Below are 18,678 nucleotides of genomic sequence, written 5' to 3'. Positions count from 1 at the left end.
CGGCATCCGCGTCCCCTTGCGAGGACCGATGCCGGGGCGTTATATGCGCGCTCAGACGAGCGAACGCAACACGTACTGCAGGATGCCGCCGTTGCGGTAGTAGTCGGCTTCACCGGGTGTGTCGATGCGCACCTTGGCGTCGAACACGACCGTCTCCTTGCCCTCCGGCGAGAACTCGCTGGGTGCGGCGGTGACCTTCACGGTCTTGGGGGTGACGCCCTCGTTGAGCTGCTCGAGGCCCTCGATCGAGACGATCTCGGTGCCGTCGAGCCCAAGCGACTTCCAGCTCTGACCCTCGGGGAACTGCAGGGGGACGACGCCCATGCCGATCAGGTTCGAGCGGTGGATACGTTCGAAGCTCTCGGTGATGACGGCCTTCACGCCCAGCAGCGACGTTCCCTTGGCGGCCCAGTCGCGCGACGAGCCCGAGCCGTACTCCTTGCCCCCGAACACGACGAGGGGCGTGCCCTGGGTGCGGTAGTTCTCGCAGGCATCGAAGATGTACGACTGCGGGCCACCCTCCTGGGTGAAGTCGCGCGTGTAGCCGCCCTCGACGATCTGGCCGTCGTTGACGGCGGCCACGAGCTCGTTCTTGAGACGGATGTTCGCGAACGTGCCGCGGATCATGATCTCGTGGTTGCCGCGGCGCGAGCCGTAGGAGTTGAAGTCCTTCTGCGCGACGCCGTGCTCGGTCAGGTACTGCGCGGCGGGAGTGCCCGCCTTGATGTTCCCGGCCGGCGAGATGTGGTCGGTGGTGACCGAGTCGCCGAGCGCGGCCATCACGCGCGCGCCGTGGATGTCGCTGACCGGCGTGAGGTCCATCGACATGCCCTCGAAGTAGGGTGCCTTGCGGACATAGGTCGAATCGGCATCCCAGTCGAACACCGGGCCGGTGGGCGTCGGCAGGTTCTTCCAGCGCTCGTCGCCGTCGAACACGGTGGCGTACTGGGTGATGAACTGGTCGCGAGAGATCGACGAGTCGATGACTTCCTGCACCTCATCGGGCGAGGGCCAGATGTCCTTAAGGAACACCTCGTTGCCGTCGGAGTCCGTGCCGAGGGCGTCGGTCTCGAAGTCGAAGTGCATCGAACCGGCCAGGGCGTACGCGACCACGAGTGGCGGCGATGCGAGGTAGTTCATCTTCACGTCGGGGCTGATACGACCCTCGAAGTTGCGGTTGCCCGAGAGCACCGCGGTGACAGCCAGGTCGTTCTCGTTGATCGCCGTCGAGACCTCTTCGATGAGCGGTCCCGAGTTGCCGATGCAGATGGTGCAGCCGTAGCCGACGGTGTAGAAGCCGAGACCCTCGAGATCCTTGTCCAGGCCGGACTTCTCGTAGTAGTCGGTGACGACCTTCGAGCCGGGGCCGAGCGTGGTCTTCACCCACGGCTTCTGCTTCAGGCCCTTGTTGCGGGCCTTCCGGGCGAGCAGGCCCGCCGCGATCATCACAGACGGGTTCGACGTGTTGGTGCATGACGTGATCGCCGCCAGCGTCACCGCACCGTTGTCGAGGAGGTACGACTCCCCCGCGGGCGAGGTCACCGGAACCGGGTTGGATGCCGCGGCCGGAGCGCCGCTGGAGATGCGCACGTCGCGCGTCTCGGGCTCCTCCTCGCCCGGGGTGGAGCCGGGGTCGGATGCGGGGAACGAGTGGATGGAGTCGAGATCGACGATCGAGTTGGAGACCGAGGGCGTCGTGTAGTTGACGATGTCCTTCTCGAACTGGCTCTTCGCCTCGCTGAGGAGGATGCGGTCCTGGGGGCGCTTCGGGCCGGCGATCGACGGGACGACGGTCGAGAGGTCGAGTTCCATGTACTCGCTGAAGACGGGCTCGACGTCGGCATCGTGCCAGAGCTTCTGCTCCTTGGCGTACGCCTCGACGAGCGCGACGGTCTGTTCGTCGCGACCGGTCAGGCGGAGATAGTCGATCGTCACGTCGTCGATCGGGAAGATCGCGGCGGTCGATCCGAACTCGGGGCTCATGTTGCCGATCGTGGCGCGGTTCGCCAGCGGCACCGACGCGACGCCCGCCCCGTAGAACTCGACGAACTTGCCGACGACGCCGTGCTTGCGCAGCATGTCGGTGATCGTGAGCACCACGTCGGTAGCGGTCACGCCGGCGGGGATCTCGCCGGTCAGCTTGAAGCCCACGACGCGCGGGATCAGCATCGACACGGGCTGGCCGAGCATCGCAGCCTCGGCCTCGATGCCGCCGACGCCCCATCCGAGCACGCCGAGGCCGTTGACCATCGTGGTGTGCGAATCGGTGCCCACACACGTGTCGGGGTAGGCCCGCAGCACGCCGTCGCGGCCGGTGCGGTCGTAGATGACCTTCGCGAGGTGCTCGATGTTGACCTGGTGCACGATGCCGGTGCCGGGCGGGACGACCTTGAAGTCGTCAAAGGCCGTCTGGCCCCAGCGCAAGAACTGGTACCGCTCGCCGTTGCGCTCGTACTCGATCTCGACGTTGCGCTCAAGGGCGTTCTCGGTGCCGAACAGATCGGCGATGACCGAGTGATCGATGACCATCTCTGCCGGCGACAGCGGGTTGATCTTCGCCGGGTCGCCGCCCAGGGCCGTGACAGCCTCGCGCATCGTGGCGAGGTCGACGATGCAGGGCACGCCGGTGAAGTCCTGCATCACCACACGGGCCGGGGTGAACTGGATCTCGGTGTCGGGCTCCGCGTCGGCATCCCAGCTTCCCAGGGCTTCGATCTGCGACTTCGTGACGTTCGCGCCGTCTTCGGTGCGCAGGAGGTTCTCCAGCAGCACCTTGAGGCTGAACGGGAGCTTCTCGTAGCCGGCGACCGTGTCGATCCGATAGATCTCGTAGTCGGTGCCACCGACGGTGAGGGTGCTCTTGGCTCCGAAGCTGTCAACAGTGGACACGTCTGCTCTCCTTCGTTGGGAGTTCCTTAGGCCGCGGGCTCAATCGTCGGCGGGCTCAGGGTTCGGCATACACGGCCGTTGCCTGATTCTCCATCTTCCCCGCCGCCGCGATGTCGGGCTAGTGAGGTTGGCCTTACTCGCGGAGAACACCAGAAGCGAACCGCGAGCGGAAGAATTTATCTTGATATCAAGATAAATCTATCATGCTTCGGATTCTGCGTCCGCCTCCGGCTGGCGCGGATAGACCGCGCGCACGGCCAGCCAGGTGACGGCCACGAGCGGCGCGAACAGCGGCAGACCCATCACCAGCTTGAGGGTGCCGAGAGTGGTCACATCATCGGCGAAGTAGAAGGGCAGCTGCACGGCAAGGCGCAGATAGAACAGCGCGGCCCACGCGATCGCGAGCCAGAAGAACACGCGGCGCTTTCGTGCATCGATGCGCCAGACGGTGCCTTCGTTCATGAGGAAGCCGACCGCGAGTCCGATCAGCGACCACCCGATCACGGCCGACACGAGGAAGGCGGTGCCGTACGCGGCGTTCGTGATCAGCCCGGGGACGAAGTTGTCCTGACCGCGGCCTGTCCACAACGCGAGCGCGGCGGCGACGGCCGTAGCGATGAGGCCGCCGAGGGCCGCGCTCACGGGCGAGCGCTGCAGCAGGCGCACGACGGTGAAGATCGCCGCGGTGCCCACCGAGATCACGAGCGACAGGACGAGGTTCTGCGTCACGGTGAAGAGGACGACGAAGGCGAGCCCGGGGAGCACGCTCTCCAGCACCCCACGCCAACCTCCCATTGCCGCCCACACGACATGCCCGGTGTGGGATTGGCGGGCGGGGTCGAGGCCCGCGCGCCGCGCCGCGCCGCCCAGCGCCTGGCCCAGGATCTCGGAGGCGCTCGGCGCAGGCGGCGTGAGCGGATCGGATGCCGCGCCGCGCGCCTCCTCGTCGGGCGTGCTCATGCGGTGCCGGGTGCGGCGGGCATCTTCAGCGGGATCAGGTCACGCGGGGGCATGGGGCTGCCACCGCGGACGACGACGATCGACCGGAAGAGGTCTTCCACGCGCGCAGCGGCGTCGACATCGGTGGTCGCCGCTCCCCCGATGACTCCCCGGAGGAACCAGCGCGGCCCGTCCACGCCGATGAAACGCGCCAAGCGCTTTCCTGCCACGGCGTCGGGGCCACTCACCACCGGTACCTCGGCGAGCAGCTCGGGCCCCAGGGGTCCTTCGCGCTCCTCGACACGTCCGCCCTGCTGGCGGACCTGCTGGCGGATCTGCTCGCGGGTCTCTTCCCACAGGCCGCTCGATCGCGGCGCCGCGAAGGGCTGTACCTGAAGCGTGGATTCGGCGTAGTCGAGCCCCACGGCGACGATGCGCTTGGTCTGCTCTTCCACCTCGAGTCGGAGGTTCAGGCCCTCCCGTGGCAGCACCTTGATGCCGCCGAGATCGATGTAGGGGCGCACGGGGTTGGCTTCGGACTCGTCGAAGGGGCCGGTGGAGGCGCGGTCGCCGGCGCCGAGGCTCTGAAGTTCGTCACTCATGAAGTGGCTCCTGTCTGGTAGCCCGTCGAGCCGAAGCCGCCTTCGCCGCGCACCGATTCGGGCAGTGCGTCGACGGGGATGAACCGAGCATGGGGAACGGGCATGACGATGATCTGTGCGATGCGGTCGCCGACGGCGATGTCGAAGGCTTCGCGGGCGTCGGTGTTGAGGAGAGCTACCTTGATCTCGCCGCGATAGCCGGCATCGATCGTTCCGGGCGAGTTGACGATCGTGATGCCGTGTGTGGCGGCCAGGCCGCTGCGCGGCACGACGAAGGCGGCGTAGCCCTCGGGGAGGGCGATGCGCACTCCGGTGTTCACGAGCGCTCGCTCGCCGGGGGCCAGATGGACATCCTCGACGGAGACGAGATCGGCCCCTGCATCACCCGGGTGGGCATAAACGGGCACGTGCGACGCGATAATGGGAACGTCCACGGATTCGATCACTCCACGAGGGTAATGCACATCGCCGCCACCACCGCCCCAGCATCCGACGTCGTCTACCGCGAGCGGCTCAGCCCGTCGCTGTGGACGCTCTTGAGCGCCGCCGTTCTCGCGCCGATGGTCGCACTGGTGTTCGTGCCACTCGATCCCACGATCGCCCTCGCAACAGGTGTGGCGGTCGCCGCCGCTCTGATTGCGTTGCTGGTGTTCTCGTCTCCGGTGGTCGAGGTGCGAGACGGTGAGTTGCGGGTGGGCCGGGCCCATATCCCGGTCGACGAGTTGGGCGACGCCGAGCCGCTCTGGGCTGAAGACGCTCGAGCGGCTCGCGGGCCGGGCCTGTCGCGAACGTCGTGGCACATGCTGCGCGGGGGGATCGACCCGGTCGTCCGCGTCGCCATCACCGATCCCGGCGATCCGGTGACCGACTGGGTTTTCGCGACGCGCACGCCCGATCGGGTCATCGCCGCGATCAGGCGTGCGCAGTCGCGCTGAGACGACTCAGATCAAGCGCACTCGACGCACACAGCGCCCGCGGCGCTTTCGTGGTCGATCTGGGTGCGGTGCTTCACCAGGAAGCACTCGATGCAGGTGAACTCATCCTCCTGCGGGGGCAGCACGACGACGTCGAGCTCCAGGTCGGAGAGGTCGGCTCCGGGCAGTTCGAAACCGGAGGGGTTGTCGGCGTCCTCGGCATCGACGGCCCCGGACATCTTGTCGGGAACGCGCTCCTTCAGAGCCTCGATCGACTCGCTGTCGTCGTCGGTCTTGCGGGGGGCGTCGTAATCGGTCGCCATGCTCTCAACTTCCAGGTTGTTGCCGAATGCCGGCCATCGGCGGGGGTACCGACGTGGGGCGGCGATAGTTTGCACGACGGGGTCGGATTTCGCAAATAATCGTCACCTGTCTGCCCGCTTCCGGCGGGTGCGTCGCATGGAACTCGCGGCACGCCCGCGATATTCCCGAGGGCGGCGATCTGCTGTGACAGCATGGGCGCGGCAATCGAATCGTGCCCGAGCAGGGAACGGGAGGGGTGTTTCGCATGGAACAGCTCAAAGTCATCGGAACCGAAGAGGGCATCCTCGTCCTCGCTACGGAGTCGGGCGAACGCTTCGCCCTGCCGGTCGATGAGACGCTCCGCAGTCAGCTGCGCCGTTTCCAGCGCGAGAGCGAGCCGCGAAGCGCACGCCCGAGCCCGCGCGACATCCAGGCGCGTATCCGTTCCGGACTCTCGGCCCAAGAGGTCGCGGAGATGCTCGGGGCGCGCCTCGAAGATGTTCAGCGGTTCGAGCGACCCGTTCTCGCCGAGCGTGAGCACATCGTCGGCCAGGCGCTGGCCGTGCCGGTGCTGATCGCCGGCGAACTCGACGCCAACGCCCAGCCGACTTTCGGCGTCGCGGTGCGCGCCAAGCTGGCGGAAGCCGGCGCAGTCGGTGAGCGGTGGACCAGCTGGAAGGAAGACGACGGCTGGATCGTCAAGCTCGAGTTCACCGCCAACGATGTCGACCACGACGCGCGGTGGAGCTTTGACCCGCGCCGCAGCAGCCTCGCGCCCCTCAACTCCGACGCCACCCAGCTCTCGCGCCAGGGCTCGCTGCCCGACGGCCTGATCCCGCGCCTGCGTGCTTTGGATGCCTCGCCTTTGAAAGATGCGACACGCTTCGATTCCGGCGCTTTCGGCCCGCGGCGCCTCGATCTCGATGAGGCGGCCGCGGTTCCCGAGGCCGATATCGTCCGTCCGGACGTTCGCGGCCCCGCGACGGCCGCCGTTCAGGATGCCGCGATCAAGCGCGCCCCCGACCACGCCGTGACGTCAGCCGAGACGGCCGACTTGCTCGAGGCCCTGCGTCGTCGTCGCGGCCAGCGAGAGCCCATGCCCTCCGATGACGCGGCGGAACGACCGCACTCCCCCGTGGCGTTGTTCGACGCGCTCGAGCCCGGCTATGAAGACTCCGCCGCGGAGCCGGACGACAGTGCCGCCAATATCGAAGACACCGTCATCAGCGACGCCTCACGTCGCAAGGGACGCACCTCGATGCCCTCCTGGGACGAGATCGTCTTCGGCGCGCGCACCGAAGACGGCTGAGCCGACTCAGCCGATGGGCGCGAAAGCACCCAGCCGGATCAGAGGAACGACGCGTTCCATGTCGGTCAGTGAACCGTGCTGCCCGATCATCCGTTGTGGCTTCTTGTCGGCGAGGCGGTCGTCGTAATAGGCGACGATGCCGCGCGCGGCGATGAGCACGTCACCGATACGCGGGAGCACGCTGTCGTCGATCGGGGAGCCGTAGAGTCCCGCGGCGACCGCGTCCGCGCGGGAGAGCACCCACGCGCGGGTGCCCTCTGCCTCCCGCCATCGTGCGGCGACGTCAGCGGCGGCGCCCGGAGCCGTGTAGAGCTGCAGCACCCGTGGCTCTCCCGCCACCAGGTCGACGTCTTCCAGAAGAGCATCTCCCTCGCGGAAAAGCACCTGTCGGTGGCGGGGGACATCGACCATTCCGTGGTCTGCGGTGACAAGCGCTCCGACCCCGTCGCTCAACGAGGCCTCGAATCGTCGCAGGTCGGCATCCAGCTCTTCCAGCGCGCGCAACCACGCAGTGGACTCCCACCCTTGTGCGTGGCCGATCGTATCGAGTTCGGGTACGTAGACATAGATGAGCGCGCCCGGATATGTGGCGGAGAGATCAGCAGCCACGGCGAGGCGTTCTGCCGGCGTGGTGGCCGCGACGAAGGTCGCGCCGCGTTGGATGGCTCGTGTGAAACCGCTGTCGCGGTAGAGGCCTTTGCTGATGACGAAGCAGGGCCGGCCCGCTGCTGCCTCTCGTTCGAGCAGCGGCCGGGCACGCTGCCACGTGAGCGGGTCCAGCCCGTCGGTCTCCCAACCTTTGAGCTGGTTCGGCGCGGTCAGGGTTCCGGGGATCAGCCCGCGGTAGCCGACGATTCCGTGGACGCCGGCGTCCACACCCGTGAGCAGGCTGGTGAGTGCGGTTGCGGTGGTCGACGGAAAGGTGCTGCGTGCGGCATCCCTCTTCGTCATCCGTGCCGTGAGGAATCGGGCGTGGCCTGAACGGGCCGTGAGGTTTCCTCGGCCGAGCCCGTCGACGAGCACGAGCACGGCTGATTCGGCGGGTGCGAACCAGTCAGGTGCACCCGACAGCGACTGCAGCAGTTGCGGGACGACACCGGTGAGGCTCCGGGCTGACGCGGGGTCCGCGGGTAGGCTGAGGGACATCGGGGCCAGTCTCGCACACGGCGCAGCGGCCCCTCTTCCCGGCCCACCCGAGCACCGAGGGAACCGCACATCCATGGCAGCTTCGCGCACCGCGTCCATCCCCGAGGACCACGGCCGTATCGAGGACGTCGACGTCTCTGCGGAGATGCAGGACTCGTTCCTGGAGTACGCCTACTCCGTCATCTACTCGCGCGCTCTCCCTGACGCGCGCGACGGACTCAAGCCCGTCCAGCGGCGCATCCTCTTCCAGATGGCCGACATGGGTCTTCGACCCGATCGCGGTCACGTGAAGAGTGCGCGCGTCGTCGGTGAGGTGATGGGAAAGCTGCATCCCCACGGCGACTCGGCCATCTACGACGCGCTCGTGCGCCTCGCCCAGCCGTTCGCTCTCCGCGTGCCGCTGGTCGACGGACACGGCAACTTCGGTTCGCTCGATGACGGCCCGGCTGCCGCCCGCTACACCGAGGCGCGTCTCGCCCCGGCCGCGCTCGCGCTGACCGAGAACCTCGACGAAGACGTCGTCGATTTCGTGCCGAACTACGACGGACAGTTCCAGCAGCCGGCCGTCCTTCCTGCCGCCTTCCCGAACCTCCTCGTCAACGGTGCATCCGGCATTGCGGTCGGTATGGCGACGAACATGGCGCCGCACAACCTCATCGAGGTCATCTCGGCGGCGATCCACCTGCTCGACAACCCCGACGCCACGACCGCTGAACTCATGGAGTTCGTCCCCGGCCCCGATCTGCCCGGCGGCGGCATCATCGTCGGCCTCGACGGCATCACCGAGGCTTACGAGACCGGTCGCGGAACCTTCCGCACGCGCGCGAAGACCTCGATCGAGTCGCTCGGTCCGCGGCGCACCGGCATCGTGGTCACCGAGCTGCCGTACATGGTGGGTGCCGAGCGCGTGATCGAGAAGATCAAGGATGCCGTCGGCTCGAAAAAGCTCGCGGGCATCGCCGATGTCAACGACTTGACCGACCGCAACCACGGGTTGCGCCTGGTTATCGGGATCAAGACGGGGTTCGACCCCGCCGCGGTGCTCGAACAGCTCTACCGGCTCACCCCTCTCGAAGACTCCTTCGGCATCAACAACGTCGCGCTTGTCGACGGCCAGCCGCAGACACTCGGCCTCAAGCCGCTGCTGCGTGTCTATCTTGACCACCGCATCCAGGTCGTCACTCGACGCAGCCGCTTCCGTCTGGCGCGCAAGCAGGAGCGCCTGCACCTCGTCGAGGGACTTCTCATCGCCATCCTCGACATCGACGAGGTCATTCAGGTGATCCGTGCCTCTGATGACACCGAGCAGGCGCGCGCGAAGCTCATCAGCGTCTTCGATCTGTCGCAGGTGCAAGCGGAGTACATCCTCGAGCTGCGGTTGCGCCGGCTCACGCGCTTCTCCCGCATAGAGCTGGAGACCGAGCAGGACACCCTCAAGAAGGAGATCGCCGATCTCGAAGCGCTGCTCGCGAGCAACGTGCTCCTTCGCCAGCAGGTGGCGCGCGAACTGGATGCCGCGGCGCAGACGTTCGGTACGCCGCGACGCACCATGTTGCTCAACGGCGGACCGGTGACTGCCCGTTCACGCAGCGCGGCGGCGGCCGATCTGCAGATCGCCGATGCTCCCTGCCGTGTCTTCCTCTCGGCTACCGGTCGCATGGTGCGCGCGGAACTCGCCGAGTCGGGCGAGATCGTCGCACCGACTCGCCGTGCCAAGCACGACGGCATCCGGGCCGCTGTCGACACGACCACCCGCGGAGACGTCGGCGCTGTGACCTCGCTGGGGCGCCTTGTGCGCTTCTCCCCCGTCGACCTGCCATCGGTGCCGGCCAACGCCGTGCAGGTGGCCGCGGGGACCCGCGCAGACCAGTACCTCGGATTGTCGGGATCCGAGCATGTCGTCAGCATCGTGCCGCTCGGCGATGTCGTCATCGCCCTCGGCACCGCCCAAGGCACGGTCAAGCGCGTATCGACAGCGGAGCTGCCCGGCGGCAAGCACGATGTGGAGATCATCGGACTGAAAGGCGGCGATCGCATCGTCGGCGCGGCCGTCGCTCCCGACGACGCCGAACTGGTCTTCGTCGCATCCGACGCACAACTGCTGCGTTTCGACGCGGCGTCCGTGCGGCCCCAGGGACGCGCGGCGGGCGGCATGGCGGGCATCCGCTTGTCCCCGGGCGCGAACGCCATCGCTTTCACAGCGGTGACCGACGCCGATGCGGCCGTGGTGGTGACCATCGCCGGCTCGCTGGAGGCGATCGCCGGCACGGACGCCGGAAGCGCCAAGGTGTCGTCGTTCTCGGAATTCCCGTCCAAGGGGCGCGCCACCGGCGGCGTGCGTGCTCAGCGTTTCTTGAGGGGCGAGGACGCTCTCACTCTCGCGTGGGTGGGCTCCGAGCCGCGTGCGCTTGCCATGGACGGTGCCGTGCGCATGCTGCCCGATGCGGGTGCCAAGCGAGACGCATCGGGTCAGGCATTGGATGCCGTCGTCAGCGCCATCGGCACCGCGATCGCCTGATCGCGTCAGCTGAGCGAGACGAGGCCATGCTGGGTGGCTCGGATGAGTACCTGGATGCGGTCACGAACGCCCCACTTCGCAGTGATCCGGCCGAGGTGTGACTTCACCGTCGCCTCCGAGACGAACATCGCGGCGGCGATCTCGGAGTTCGACATCCCCTGCGCGAGCAGCGTGACGACTTCGAGCTCCCGCTCGGTCAACTCCTCATCACGACCGAGCTGGCGCGGAGCCGGAGGCTCGTTGTGCTGCACAGAACTCACGAGCTCCTTCGCCACCCGCGGCGACAACACGTATCCGCCCTCGTGAGCGAGACGCGCGGCGTCGAGGATGCGGTCGGGCGACGTGTCCTTGACCAAGAACCCCGACGCCCCCGCGCTCAGCATGGGGACGATGACGCGTTCGGACGAGAACGTGGTGAGCGCGACGATCTTGATGCCCGGAAACTCGCGGGTCAGGCGCTGAGTAGCCTCGATGCCGTCCATCTTCGGCATCTGGACGTCCATGAGTACGACGTCCGGGTGAGTGCTGCGGACCAACGAGATCGCATCGATCCCGTTTTCCGCCTCACCGACCAGGTCGAAGCCGTCTGCCGAGTCGAGGAAGACCCGCAGTGCGGCACGCACCAAGGACTCGTCGTCGACGATGATCACCCGAATCGGTTCCGTCACGTCTTCATCTTACGAACAGCCGGCATGTGCACATTTCGCCCGAGTGTCGACAAAAGTCGCTATCGATGTAGCCATTCGTTGGTCGTGCGAGGAGACGTCTGTTTGAAGAATCGATTCGAGACATTGCAGGAGGTGAAACATATGTGGTACTGGCTCGGACAGCTCATCGGCATCTGGAAGTAAGCGGTGGCGCGAGATAATCGCGTTGTGACCTCCTTCCGTACGGACATCAAGCGCTACGTGCGCACACCCTTCTGGGACTATCTTGCCCTGAGCCCTTTGGCGAAGCGGGTCTTGATCACCCTGGTCGCGGTGACCCTTATTCTTGATTCGCTCTTCCGAGCGACGAACGGTGGAAGCACCAGTGTCGTTTCGGCGGTGATCACCACAAGCATTACCCTCTCGGTTGCGCTGTTCGTTTGGCGTCCCCCGATTGCGACAGCCGTTCTCATCCTCGCCGCAGTAGCGGCGAGCATCACGGGGGTCGCTGACAGCCTCCTCACGTCGGCGGTCATTCTCGGTCTCGTGGCATTCACGTGCAGTCCGCTGGTTACAGCTACGTACTTGGTCGCGTGGCTTGCATGGCTGGTGGCGATCGTCAGCAGGCCGGGCTCTGGTTTTCAGCCGCTCGGCGCGGTGATCATCGCGTTCCTCAGCGTGGTCAGCATGATGATCGGTCTGGCCATCAGGCAGCAATATGAGAGGGCGAGACTTTTGGCACTACAGCTTGAGGTCAGCGAGCGCGAGGTCGCGGAGCAACTCAAGCACGAACGCGACCTCATCGCAGACGAACTGCACGACATCGTCGCCCACGAAATCACCATCGTCGCCCTCCACGCCGCGGTTCTCGACCGCACGGAGGACGCCACGACGCGGACGCAATCGCAGACGGCGATTAGAGAAGCGGCCGTACAGGCCCTCACCGACATACGCCGTGTACTCGGAATGGTGCGCGGCGAAGAGAACCTCTCTCCCGAGCGGGTCTCTTCACCCGACGGCATGGCCGGCACGATCGCGGCCGTGACGAAGGAACTCGGCCAGGCAGGTATTCAGGTCGTGGCCGACGTTCCGGCTGACCTGCGCCTGCCCAGCGCCTCCCTCGTCGCCCTCACCCGGGTCATCCGCGAGAGTGCGACAAATGTCCTCAAACACGCGACGGGAGCTCGGACGGTGAAGATCGCACTCCGCGTCGAGCGTGGCTGGGTGCATCTCACCTTCACTGACGACTCGCCTCCCGCTCGGACCGCCGGGCTGCCGGCATCCGGATACGGCATCATGCGCCTGCGCGAGCGTTTCCGTCTCTTCGGCGGAGCGTTCGAGTCGGAACGGAAATCTACTGGCTGGGTGGTGAGTGCGTCGTTGCCGCTCAGCGGCTAGCCAGTCGCAGAACTCGAGAGACAGAGATCTAGACGAAAGTCGCAGGCGATTCCACCGATCGTCCAGGTCTGCTGCTTCGCGACCCCACATACTCTTATCTTGCCGAAGAGCTGATCCCCAGTCGGTTCTTCACAGGGCACGGCGCGAGACGTCCGTGATTTCGGGGACGAGGAGACCTTTCTGGTTTCGTCGTCATCCGGATGTCCCCCGTTGCCGCGGCGATGGCCCGAGACCGAATCCCCCCAGATCGGTTTCGGGCCCCGCGCGTTTCTGGGGCCTCTTTACGCGTCGATCGCTTCGCGGTCGAGTTTGTCGCTCGAGGTGACGATGAAGTCACGTCGTGGCGCGACGTCGCTACCCATGAGGAGCTCGAAGACGCCTGCAACCGCCTCGGCGTCTTGCACCCGCACCCGGCGGAGCAACCTGCCAGAGCGATCCATGGTCGTCTCCGCCAGCTGGTCGGCATCCATCTCACCGAGACCCTTGTACCGCTGCACGGGCTCCTGCCAACGGCGCCCCGACTTCTGCACCTTCGCCAGAAGCGTGTGCAGCTCCTGCTCGGAGTACGTGTAGATCGTCTCGTTGGGCTTGGAGCCCGGGTTGACGACGATCACGCGGTGCAGCGGAGGGACCGCGGCGTAGACGCGCCCGGCTTCGATCAGCGGTCGCATATACCGGAAGAAGAGTGTCAGCAACAGCGTTCGGATGTGCGCGCCGTCGACGTCGGCGTCGCTCATGAGGATGATCTTGCCGTAGCGCGCCGCATCGAGATCGAAGCTGCGGCCCGAGCCGGCACCGATGGTCTGGATGATCGCGGCGCACTCGGCGTTGGAGAGCATGTCGCTGATCGACGCCTTCTGCACGTTGAGGATCTTGCCGCGAATCGGCAGGAGCGCCTGGTACTCGCTGTTGCGCGCCAGCTTGGCCGTTCCGAGCGCGGAGTCGCCCTCGACGATGAACAACTCCGACTGCGCGACGTCGGTCGTGCGACAGTCAGCGAGCTTCGCTGGCAGAGACGATGACTCCAACGCGTTCTTGCGGCGCTGCGTCTCTTTGTGCGTCCGCGCGGAGATCCGCGCCTTCATCTCCGAAACGACCTTGTCCAGCAGCAGCGCGGTCTGCGCCTTGTCGTCGCGCTTGCTGGAGCTGAACCTCTCGCCGAGTTCCTTGGCGACGACGTTGGCGACGATGTTCCGCACTGCGGGCGTGCCGAGGATCTCCTTCGTCTGTCCTTCGAACTGGGGTTCGGGCAGACGCACCGTGAGCACGGTGGTGAGCCCGGCCATGATGTCGTCCTTGTCGAGCTTCTCTCCCGCGCCGACTTTGAGTCGGCGGGCGTTCTGCTCGACTTGCGTGCGGACGATCTTCATCAGACCCTGCTCGAACCCGGTCTGATGGGTTCCGCCTTTCGGGGTCGCGATGATGTTGACGAAAGAGCGGGTGACGGTCTCGTATCCGGTCCCCCATCGCAGTGCGATGTCGACCTCGCACGTGCGCTCGACCTCGGTGGGCACCATCGCCCCACCGGGCTGCAGCACAGGCACGGTCTCGGTGAACGTGCCGGAGCCGCTCAGCCGCCACGTGTCGGTGATCGCGGCATCCGGTGCCAGGAAGTCGGCGAACTCCGAGATTCCACCGTCATAGCGGTGCGTCGTCTCGATCGGCTCTTCACCGCGCTGATCGGCGATGGTGATTTCGAGTCCCGGAATGAGGAACGCCGTCTGGCGTGCGCGCTGCTCCAGTTCCTCGGCGTGGAACGTCGCGTCCTTCGTGAAGATCTGCCGATCCGCCCAGTAGCGGATACGCGTTCCGGTGACGCCCTTCGCGGCCTTGCCGATGACGCGCAATTCGGATGCACGCTCGAACGGCGTGAACGGAGAGTCGGGACTCGGTCCGGCGAACTGTCCGGGCTCTCCGCGGCGGAAGGACATCGCATACGTCTTGCCGGAACGGTCGACTTCGACGTCCAGACGCTCCGACAGTGCGTTCACCACCGACGCGCCCACGCCGTGCAGGCCGCCCGACGCCGCGTAAGAGCCGCCTCCGAACTTCCCGCCGGCGTGGAGCTTGGTGAAGACGACTTCGACTCCGGTGAGCCCGGTGCGCGGCTCGACATCGACAGGGATGCCGCGGGCGCGGTCGCGCACTTCGACGCTGCCGTCGCTGTGGAGCACGACGTCGATCCGCCCTCCGTAGCCAGCGAGTGCTTCGTCGACGGAGTTGTCGATGATCTCCCAGACGCAGTGCATCAGGCCGCGGGAGTCCGTCGAGCCGATGTACATGCCGGGGCGTTTACGGACGGCCTCGAGGCCCTCGAGCACCTGAAGGTGATGGGCGGAATACTCGGAGGTCACAATCATCAACAGTATCCAGCCTCATCGACACCACGGCGACGACACACACGTGTCTGGCGACCTGGATGTTCCCGCCACCGCACGGGCTACGCGCACAGCGAAATGTGACCGGATCGCGGCATTGCCGGCTCTCCGCCGTGGTTGTATGTCATGACACCGCACCGCGTCTTGTGCACCGAGGAGGAACCGAAATGAGCATGTCAACCACCGCAGAGCCCGACGTCCTCCAGTACCGCCTGAGCGCTGCCGACCGCTGCGACTCCTGCGGCGCGCAGGCATACATCGCTGCCGAGGTCAACGGGAGCGAATTGCTGTTCTGCGCCCACCACGGCCGCAAGTACGAAGAGAAGTTGCGCTCGATCGCCACGTCATGGCACGACGAGACGGCTCGTCTGGCCGACGCACGCTGATCGCGCCCACGTAGACTGACGGGAACCCCGTTCCCGTTCGTCCCTGGGAGGACTCTGCCGTGGCATCTCGAGGACTTCCACTCGTTCATCGCTTCGAGGTGCTCTTCGAGCGTGCCCGCGGACTCGACGTCGGCTCTCTGACGGAACGCGCCCGCTTTACGGCAAAGGTCCATCACAAGCACTATCCGCTGGTGCTGATCGACATGCTGTGGTCGGCCGCGCGTCACCGTGTGGGCTTCAACGATTTCATGGAGTTCGACTTCGCGATCCTCACCCGAGCCGAGCGCGCGACATGGGTGACCAGCCCGCTGGCGCTCGAATTGTCGAACCGCTACGACGACCCGGACCAGGTCCACCGCTTCCATCACAAGGTCGACTTCAACCGCGACTTCGACCGATTCCTCGGTCGCGAGTGGCTGGAGCTCGTGCCCGGCAACGCCGCGGCGTTGCACCACTTTGCGAAACGGCATCCGGTGTTCATCGCCAAAGTCCCTGTCAGTAAGTCCGGGCTTGGCGTCCGTCGTTACGATTCCGCGGACGTGACCGACTGGGATCGTTTCCACGCTGAGCTGATGGACAAGGGCGAGGTGCTCATCGAGGAGCGCATCGTTCAGCACCCGGACCTCGAAGCGATCGCCCCGGGAACCGCTAACACGACCCGCGTGACCACCTTCGTCAAAGAGGATGGCACGGTCGAGATCATCAACATGGCGCAGAAGTTCGGTCGCGGACAGGTCAGCGACCAGGCATCGTTCGGCGGCTTCTACACCGCCCTGCACGAAGACGGCCGGGCGATGGGCATGGGCTACTCCACCTCCGGCCACCTCTTCGAGACGCACCCCGACACGGGCTTCCGGATCGCCGATTTCCGTCTCCCGATGATGGACGAGGTGCGCGCTCTCATCACCGACGTCGCCCTTGTGATCCCCGAGGTGCGCTATGTCGGGTGGGACATCGTGGTGACGCCCGCCGGTCCGGTCCTCGTCGAAGGCAACTGGGGCGCCGGCGTGTTCGAGAACAAGCCGTCGGCAACCGGCATTCGTCACGGACACCTGCCCCGCTACCGGGCAGCGATGGGCTTTTGACCGTCAGACGGCGCGAATGATGCCGAGCGGAGTCGACTCGCGACCCTGGCCCAGCGGATTGTCCGCCAGGATACGCACGAGTTGACGCTCACCGGCGCGATCGAGGGTGGAGCCGAGGATGTTGCCGCCGATGTCGTTGATGTCGACGACAGCGACCTGAACCTGCCCGCCGAGAAGCGCCTTCAAGCGTGCGGCCACATCGGCCGGCCTCGTCGGGCCGAGGACGACGGCACGGTCGTAGGGCGGAATCGTGCCGTTTGTCGGCCCATCGATCGCCCGCGCCTTGTCCCCCGCGATGCGGTAGAAGTCGCCGCGGCGGCCGAAGAGCTTGGTCACCGCGCTCACGGCGGCCGCGAACAGGATGCGGGGTGTCCCGCATTCGCGCAGCGCCATCTCCATGGTCTCCGGCATGCCCAGACCGATCCCGTAGGAGGTCTTCGTCACATACTTCGACAGAAAGCGTGCAAGACGCCGCGGCTCGATCTCATCGAGCGTGTACGAGCGGCCCTGCGTGATCGCGACGATCTTCTCCGTCACGAACAGCAGGTCACCCGGGGTGAGCTCGCCGCCGGCGTACTCCGAGATGACGGCCTCGAGGTCGTCGCCGGGCATCACGACGCGCGTGCGAATCGGAATTCGCGCGAACGTCGTCCCCTCGACGGTGACAGTGAGCGCCTTGCCGTCGTTGGGAACGTCCGCACTCATTCGAGATAGTCCCGCAGCGACTGTGAACGCGAAGGATGACGCAGCTTCGCCATCGTCTTCGACTCGATCTGACGGATGCGCTCGCGCGTCACGCCGAACGTGTCACCGATCTGGTCGAGAGTCTTGGGCTGGCCGTCGCCGAGTCCGAAGCGCATGCGGATGACTCCCGCCTCGCGCTCGCTGAGCGAGTCGAGCAGGGACTCGAGCTGACGCTGCAGCATCGTGAAGCCGACGGCATCTGCCGGGACCACGGCCTCGGTGTCTTCGATGAGGTCACCGAACTCGCTGTCGCCGTCTTCGCCCAGCGGCGTGTGCAGCGAAATGGGCTCGCGACCGTACTTCTGCACCTCGATGACCTTCTCGGGGGTCATGTCGAGTTCGCGGGACAGCTCTTCCGGAGTCGGTTCACGACCGAGGTCCTGCAGCATCTGCCGCTGCACCCGGGCGAGCTTGTTGATGACCTCGACCATGTGCACGGGGATGCGGATCGTGCGCGCCTGATCGGCCATGGCACGGGTGATCGCCTGGCGGATCCACCAGGTGGCGTAGGTCGAGAACTTGAAGCCCTTGGTGTAGTCGAACTTCTCGACGGCACGGATCAGGCCGAGGTTTCCCTCCTGAATCAGGTCGAGGAACTGCATGCCGCGACCGGTGTACCGCTTGGCCAGAGACACGACAAGACGCAGGTTCGCGCCGAGCAGGTGGCTCTTCGCGCGCTGACCATCACGGGCGACCCACTGCAGGTCGAGGCCGAGCTGGCTCGACTTCTCTGCGGCGGACATGTGCGAGAGCTTCTCTTCGGCGAAAAGTCCGGCTTCGATGCGCATCGCGAGCTCGACCTCTTCGGCCGCGTTCAGCAGCGGAACCTTACCGATCTGCTTGAGGTAGTCCTTGACCGGGTCGGCGGTGGCACCGGTGATCTGCGTCGAGTAGACGGGAACATCGTCCTCATCGCTGGAGGAGATGACGATCGCGCCCGTGGGCAGTGGTTCGGAGAAGGCAGGCTTGGTCGCGCCCTCTTCTTCCTCATCGTCTTCGTCGTCGGCATCCGACTTCTTCGCCGGGGTGCCCGCAGCAGCCTCGTCGGAGTCGACCTCCGCAGCATCCTCGGTGGTGTCGTCGATGTCGGCCTCGTCGATCTCGACGTCCTCGTCGATTTCCTCGTCGTCATTGGCCTTGGCCTTCTTGGCCGCCGTCTTCGGCGCGGCCTTCGCCTTCGCCGGCGCTTTGGCGGGAGCCTTCTTCGCCGCGGGCTTCGTCGTTGCCTGTTCCGTGGTGGACTCCGTGGCTTCCTCCTCCTCGACCTTGCGGGAGCGGGTGGTCTTCGTGCCTGAGGTCACGTCTTGCCTTTCACCGACGGGTGCGCCGGGTTTTCGGACAGGAGTAAGACCCTTGTCAAGTCCGCGGCCGTTTCGTGGCGAAACGGCCCTCGGTCGACAACGGGTCAGGGCTCCATTGT

Annotated in this window: 16 protein-coding genes; 6 read left to right on the top strand and 10 right to left on the bottom strand. The window is 66.2% G+C overall.

Translation table 11 applies throughout. The annotated features are described in order from the left end of the window. Positions 1–51 precede the first annotated feature (51 nt). The 4 genes from ITJ43_RS01915 to dut form a co-directional block, all read right to left on the bottom strand. Complete coding sequence (locus ITJ43_RS01915) at positions 52–2,889, bottom strand: aconitate hydratase (protein WP_194581606.1); 2,838 nt, start codon at positions 2,887–2,889, stop codon at positions 52–54. Positions 2,890–3,090: 201 nt separating this feature from the next. Then, complete coding sequence (locus ITJ43_RS01910) at positions 3,091–3,849, bottom strand: DUF3159 domain-containing protein (RefSeq protein WP_194581604.1); 759 nt, start codon at positions 3,847–3,849, stop codon at positions 3,091–3,093. Continuing rightward, on the bottom strand, positions 3,846–4,430 hold the full coding sequence (locus ITJ43_RS01905) for a DUF3710 domain-containing protein (protein WP_194581602.1): 585 nt from the start codon (positions 4,428–4,430) through the stop codon (positions 3,846–3,848). Before ITJ43_RS01905 ends, ITJ43_RS01910 begins: the two co-directional genes overlap by 4 nt. Then, positions 4,427–4,876, bottom strand: coding sequence for a dUTP diphosphatase (dut, locus tag ITJ43_RS01900; protein WP_194581599.1), 450 nt, complete (start codon positions 4,874–4,876; stop codon positions 4,427–4,429). The genes ITJ43_RS01905 and dut overlap by 4 nt, the downstream gene beginning before the upstream one ends. A 12-nt stretch (positions 4,877–4,888) precedes the next feature. Between dut and ITJ43_RS01895 the strand changes: the two genes are divergently transcribed. Continuing rightward, entirely contained in the window at positions 4,889–5,365 is a 477-nt protein-coding gene (locus ITJ43_RS01895; RefSeq protein WP_194581597.1) for a DUF3093 domain-containing protein, read from the top strand. A gap of 11 nt (positions 5,366–5,376) precedes the next feature. Here the strand turns inward: ITJ43_RS01895 and ITJ43_RS01890 are convergent, their stop codons facing one another. Next, complete coding sequence (locus ITJ43_RS01890) at positions 5,377–5,667, bottom strand: DUF4193 domain-containing protein (RefSeq protein ID WP_194581595.1); 291 nt, start codon at positions 5,665–5,667, stop codon at positions 5,377–5,379. Between the two features lie 245 nt (positions 5,668–5,912). On the opposite strand from ITJ43_RS01890, the gene sepH reads away from it, so the two are divergent. Further along, positions 5,913–6,956: a septation protein SepH gene (gene sepH, locus ITJ43_RS01885; protein WP_194581593.1), complete on the top strand. Its 1,044-nt coding sequence runs from the start codon at positions 5,913–5,915 to the stop codon at positions 6,954–6,956. Between the two features lie 6 nt (positions 6,957–6,962). Here the strand turns inward: sepH and ITJ43_RS01880 are convergent, their stop codons facing one another. Next, entirely contained in the window at positions 6,963–8,102 is a 1,140-nt protein-coding gene (locus tag ITJ43_RS01880) for an alkaline phosphatase family protein (protein WP_194581591.1), read from the bottom strand. A 73-nt stretch (positions 8,103–8,175) separates the two neighbouring features. Between ITJ43_RS01880 and ITJ43_RS01875 the strand changes: the two genes are divergently transcribed. Beyond that, positions 8,176–10,620, top strand: a complete 2,445-nt coding sequence (locus ITJ43_RS01875; RefSeq protein ID WP_194581581.1) for a DNA gyrase/topoisomerase IV subunit A — start codon at positions 8,176–8,178, stop codon at positions 10,618–10,620. Between the two features lie 5 nt (positions 10,621–10,625). On the opposite strand, the gene ITJ43_RS01870 is transcribed toward ITJ43_RS01875, so the two are convergent. Continuing rightward, the gene (locus ITJ43_RS01870; RefSeq protein WP_194581579.1) at positions 10,626–11,288 is read right to left on the bottom strand and encodes a response regulator; all 663 of its coding nucleotides are present in this window, start codon (positions 11,286–11,288) and stop codon (positions 10,626–10,628) included. Between the two features lie 207 nt (positions 11,289–11,495). Here ITJ43_RS01870 and ITJ43_RS15250 point away from each other — a divergent pair, with 207 nt between their 5' ends. After that, positions 11,496–12,665: a sensor histidine kinase gene (locus ITJ43_RS15250; protein ID WP_323741094.1), complete on the top strand. Its 1,170-nt coding sequence runs from the start codon at positions 11,496–11,498 to the stop codon at positions 12,663–12,665. Between the two features lie 281 nt (positions 12,666–12,946). Here ITJ43_RS15250 and ITJ43_RS01860 read toward each other — a convergent pair whose 3' ends face one another. Then, positions 12,947–15,025, bottom strand: a complete 2,079-nt coding sequence (locus tag ITJ43_RS01860; RefSeq protein WP_194582421.1) for a DNA gyrase/topoisomerase IV subunit B — start codon at positions 15,023–15,025, stop codon at positions 12,947–12,949. Positions 15,026–15,210: 185 nt separating this feature from the next. Between ITJ43_RS01860 and ITJ43_RS01855 the strand changes: the two genes are divergently transcribed. Together ITJ43_RS01855 and ITJ43_RS01850 are read left to right on the top strand one after the other, a co-directional pair. After that, on the top strand, positions 15,211–15,429 hold the full coding sequence (locus ITJ43_RS01855) for a hypothetical protein (RefSeq protein ID WP_194581575.1): 219 nt from the start codon (positions 15,211–15,213) through the stop codon (positions 15,427–15,429). A 59-nt stretch (positions 15,430–15,488) separates the two neighbouring features. Continuing rightward, positions 15,489–16,514 (top strand): sugar-transfer associated ATP-grasp domain-containing protein, encoded by a 1,026-nt coding sequence (locus ITJ43_RS01850; protein ID WP_194581573.1) that lies wholly within the window; start codon positions 15,489–15,491, stop codon positions 16,512–16,514. 3 nt (positions 16,515–16,517) lie between these two features. On the opposite strand, the gene ITJ43_RS01845 is transcribed toward ITJ43_RS01850, so the two are convergent. After that, entirely contained in the window at positions 16,518–17,219 is a 702-nt protein-coding gene (locus tag ITJ43_RS01845) for a coenzyme F420-0:L-glutamate ligase (RefSeq protein ID WP_194581570.1), read from the bottom strand. Next, on the bottom strand, positions 17,216–18,559 hold the full coding sequence (locus tag ITJ43_RS01840; protein ID WP_194581568.1) for an RNA polymerase sigma factor: 1,344 nt from the start codon (positions 18,557–18,559) through the stop codon (positions 17,216–17,218). The genes ITJ43_RS01845 and ITJ43_RS01840 overlap by 4 nt, the downstream gene beginning before the upstream one ends. Positions 18,560–18,678: the final 119 nt, after the last annotated feature.

The sequence above is a fragment of the Microbacterium sp. VKM Ac-2870 genome, from assembly GCF_015350795.1.
GTDB lineage: Bacteria > Actinomycetota > Actinomycetes > Actinomycetales > Microbacteriaceae > Microbacterium.
Note: the sequence above shows the minus strand (reverse complement) of the source record. Positions and strands in the feature narration are given on the sequence as shown.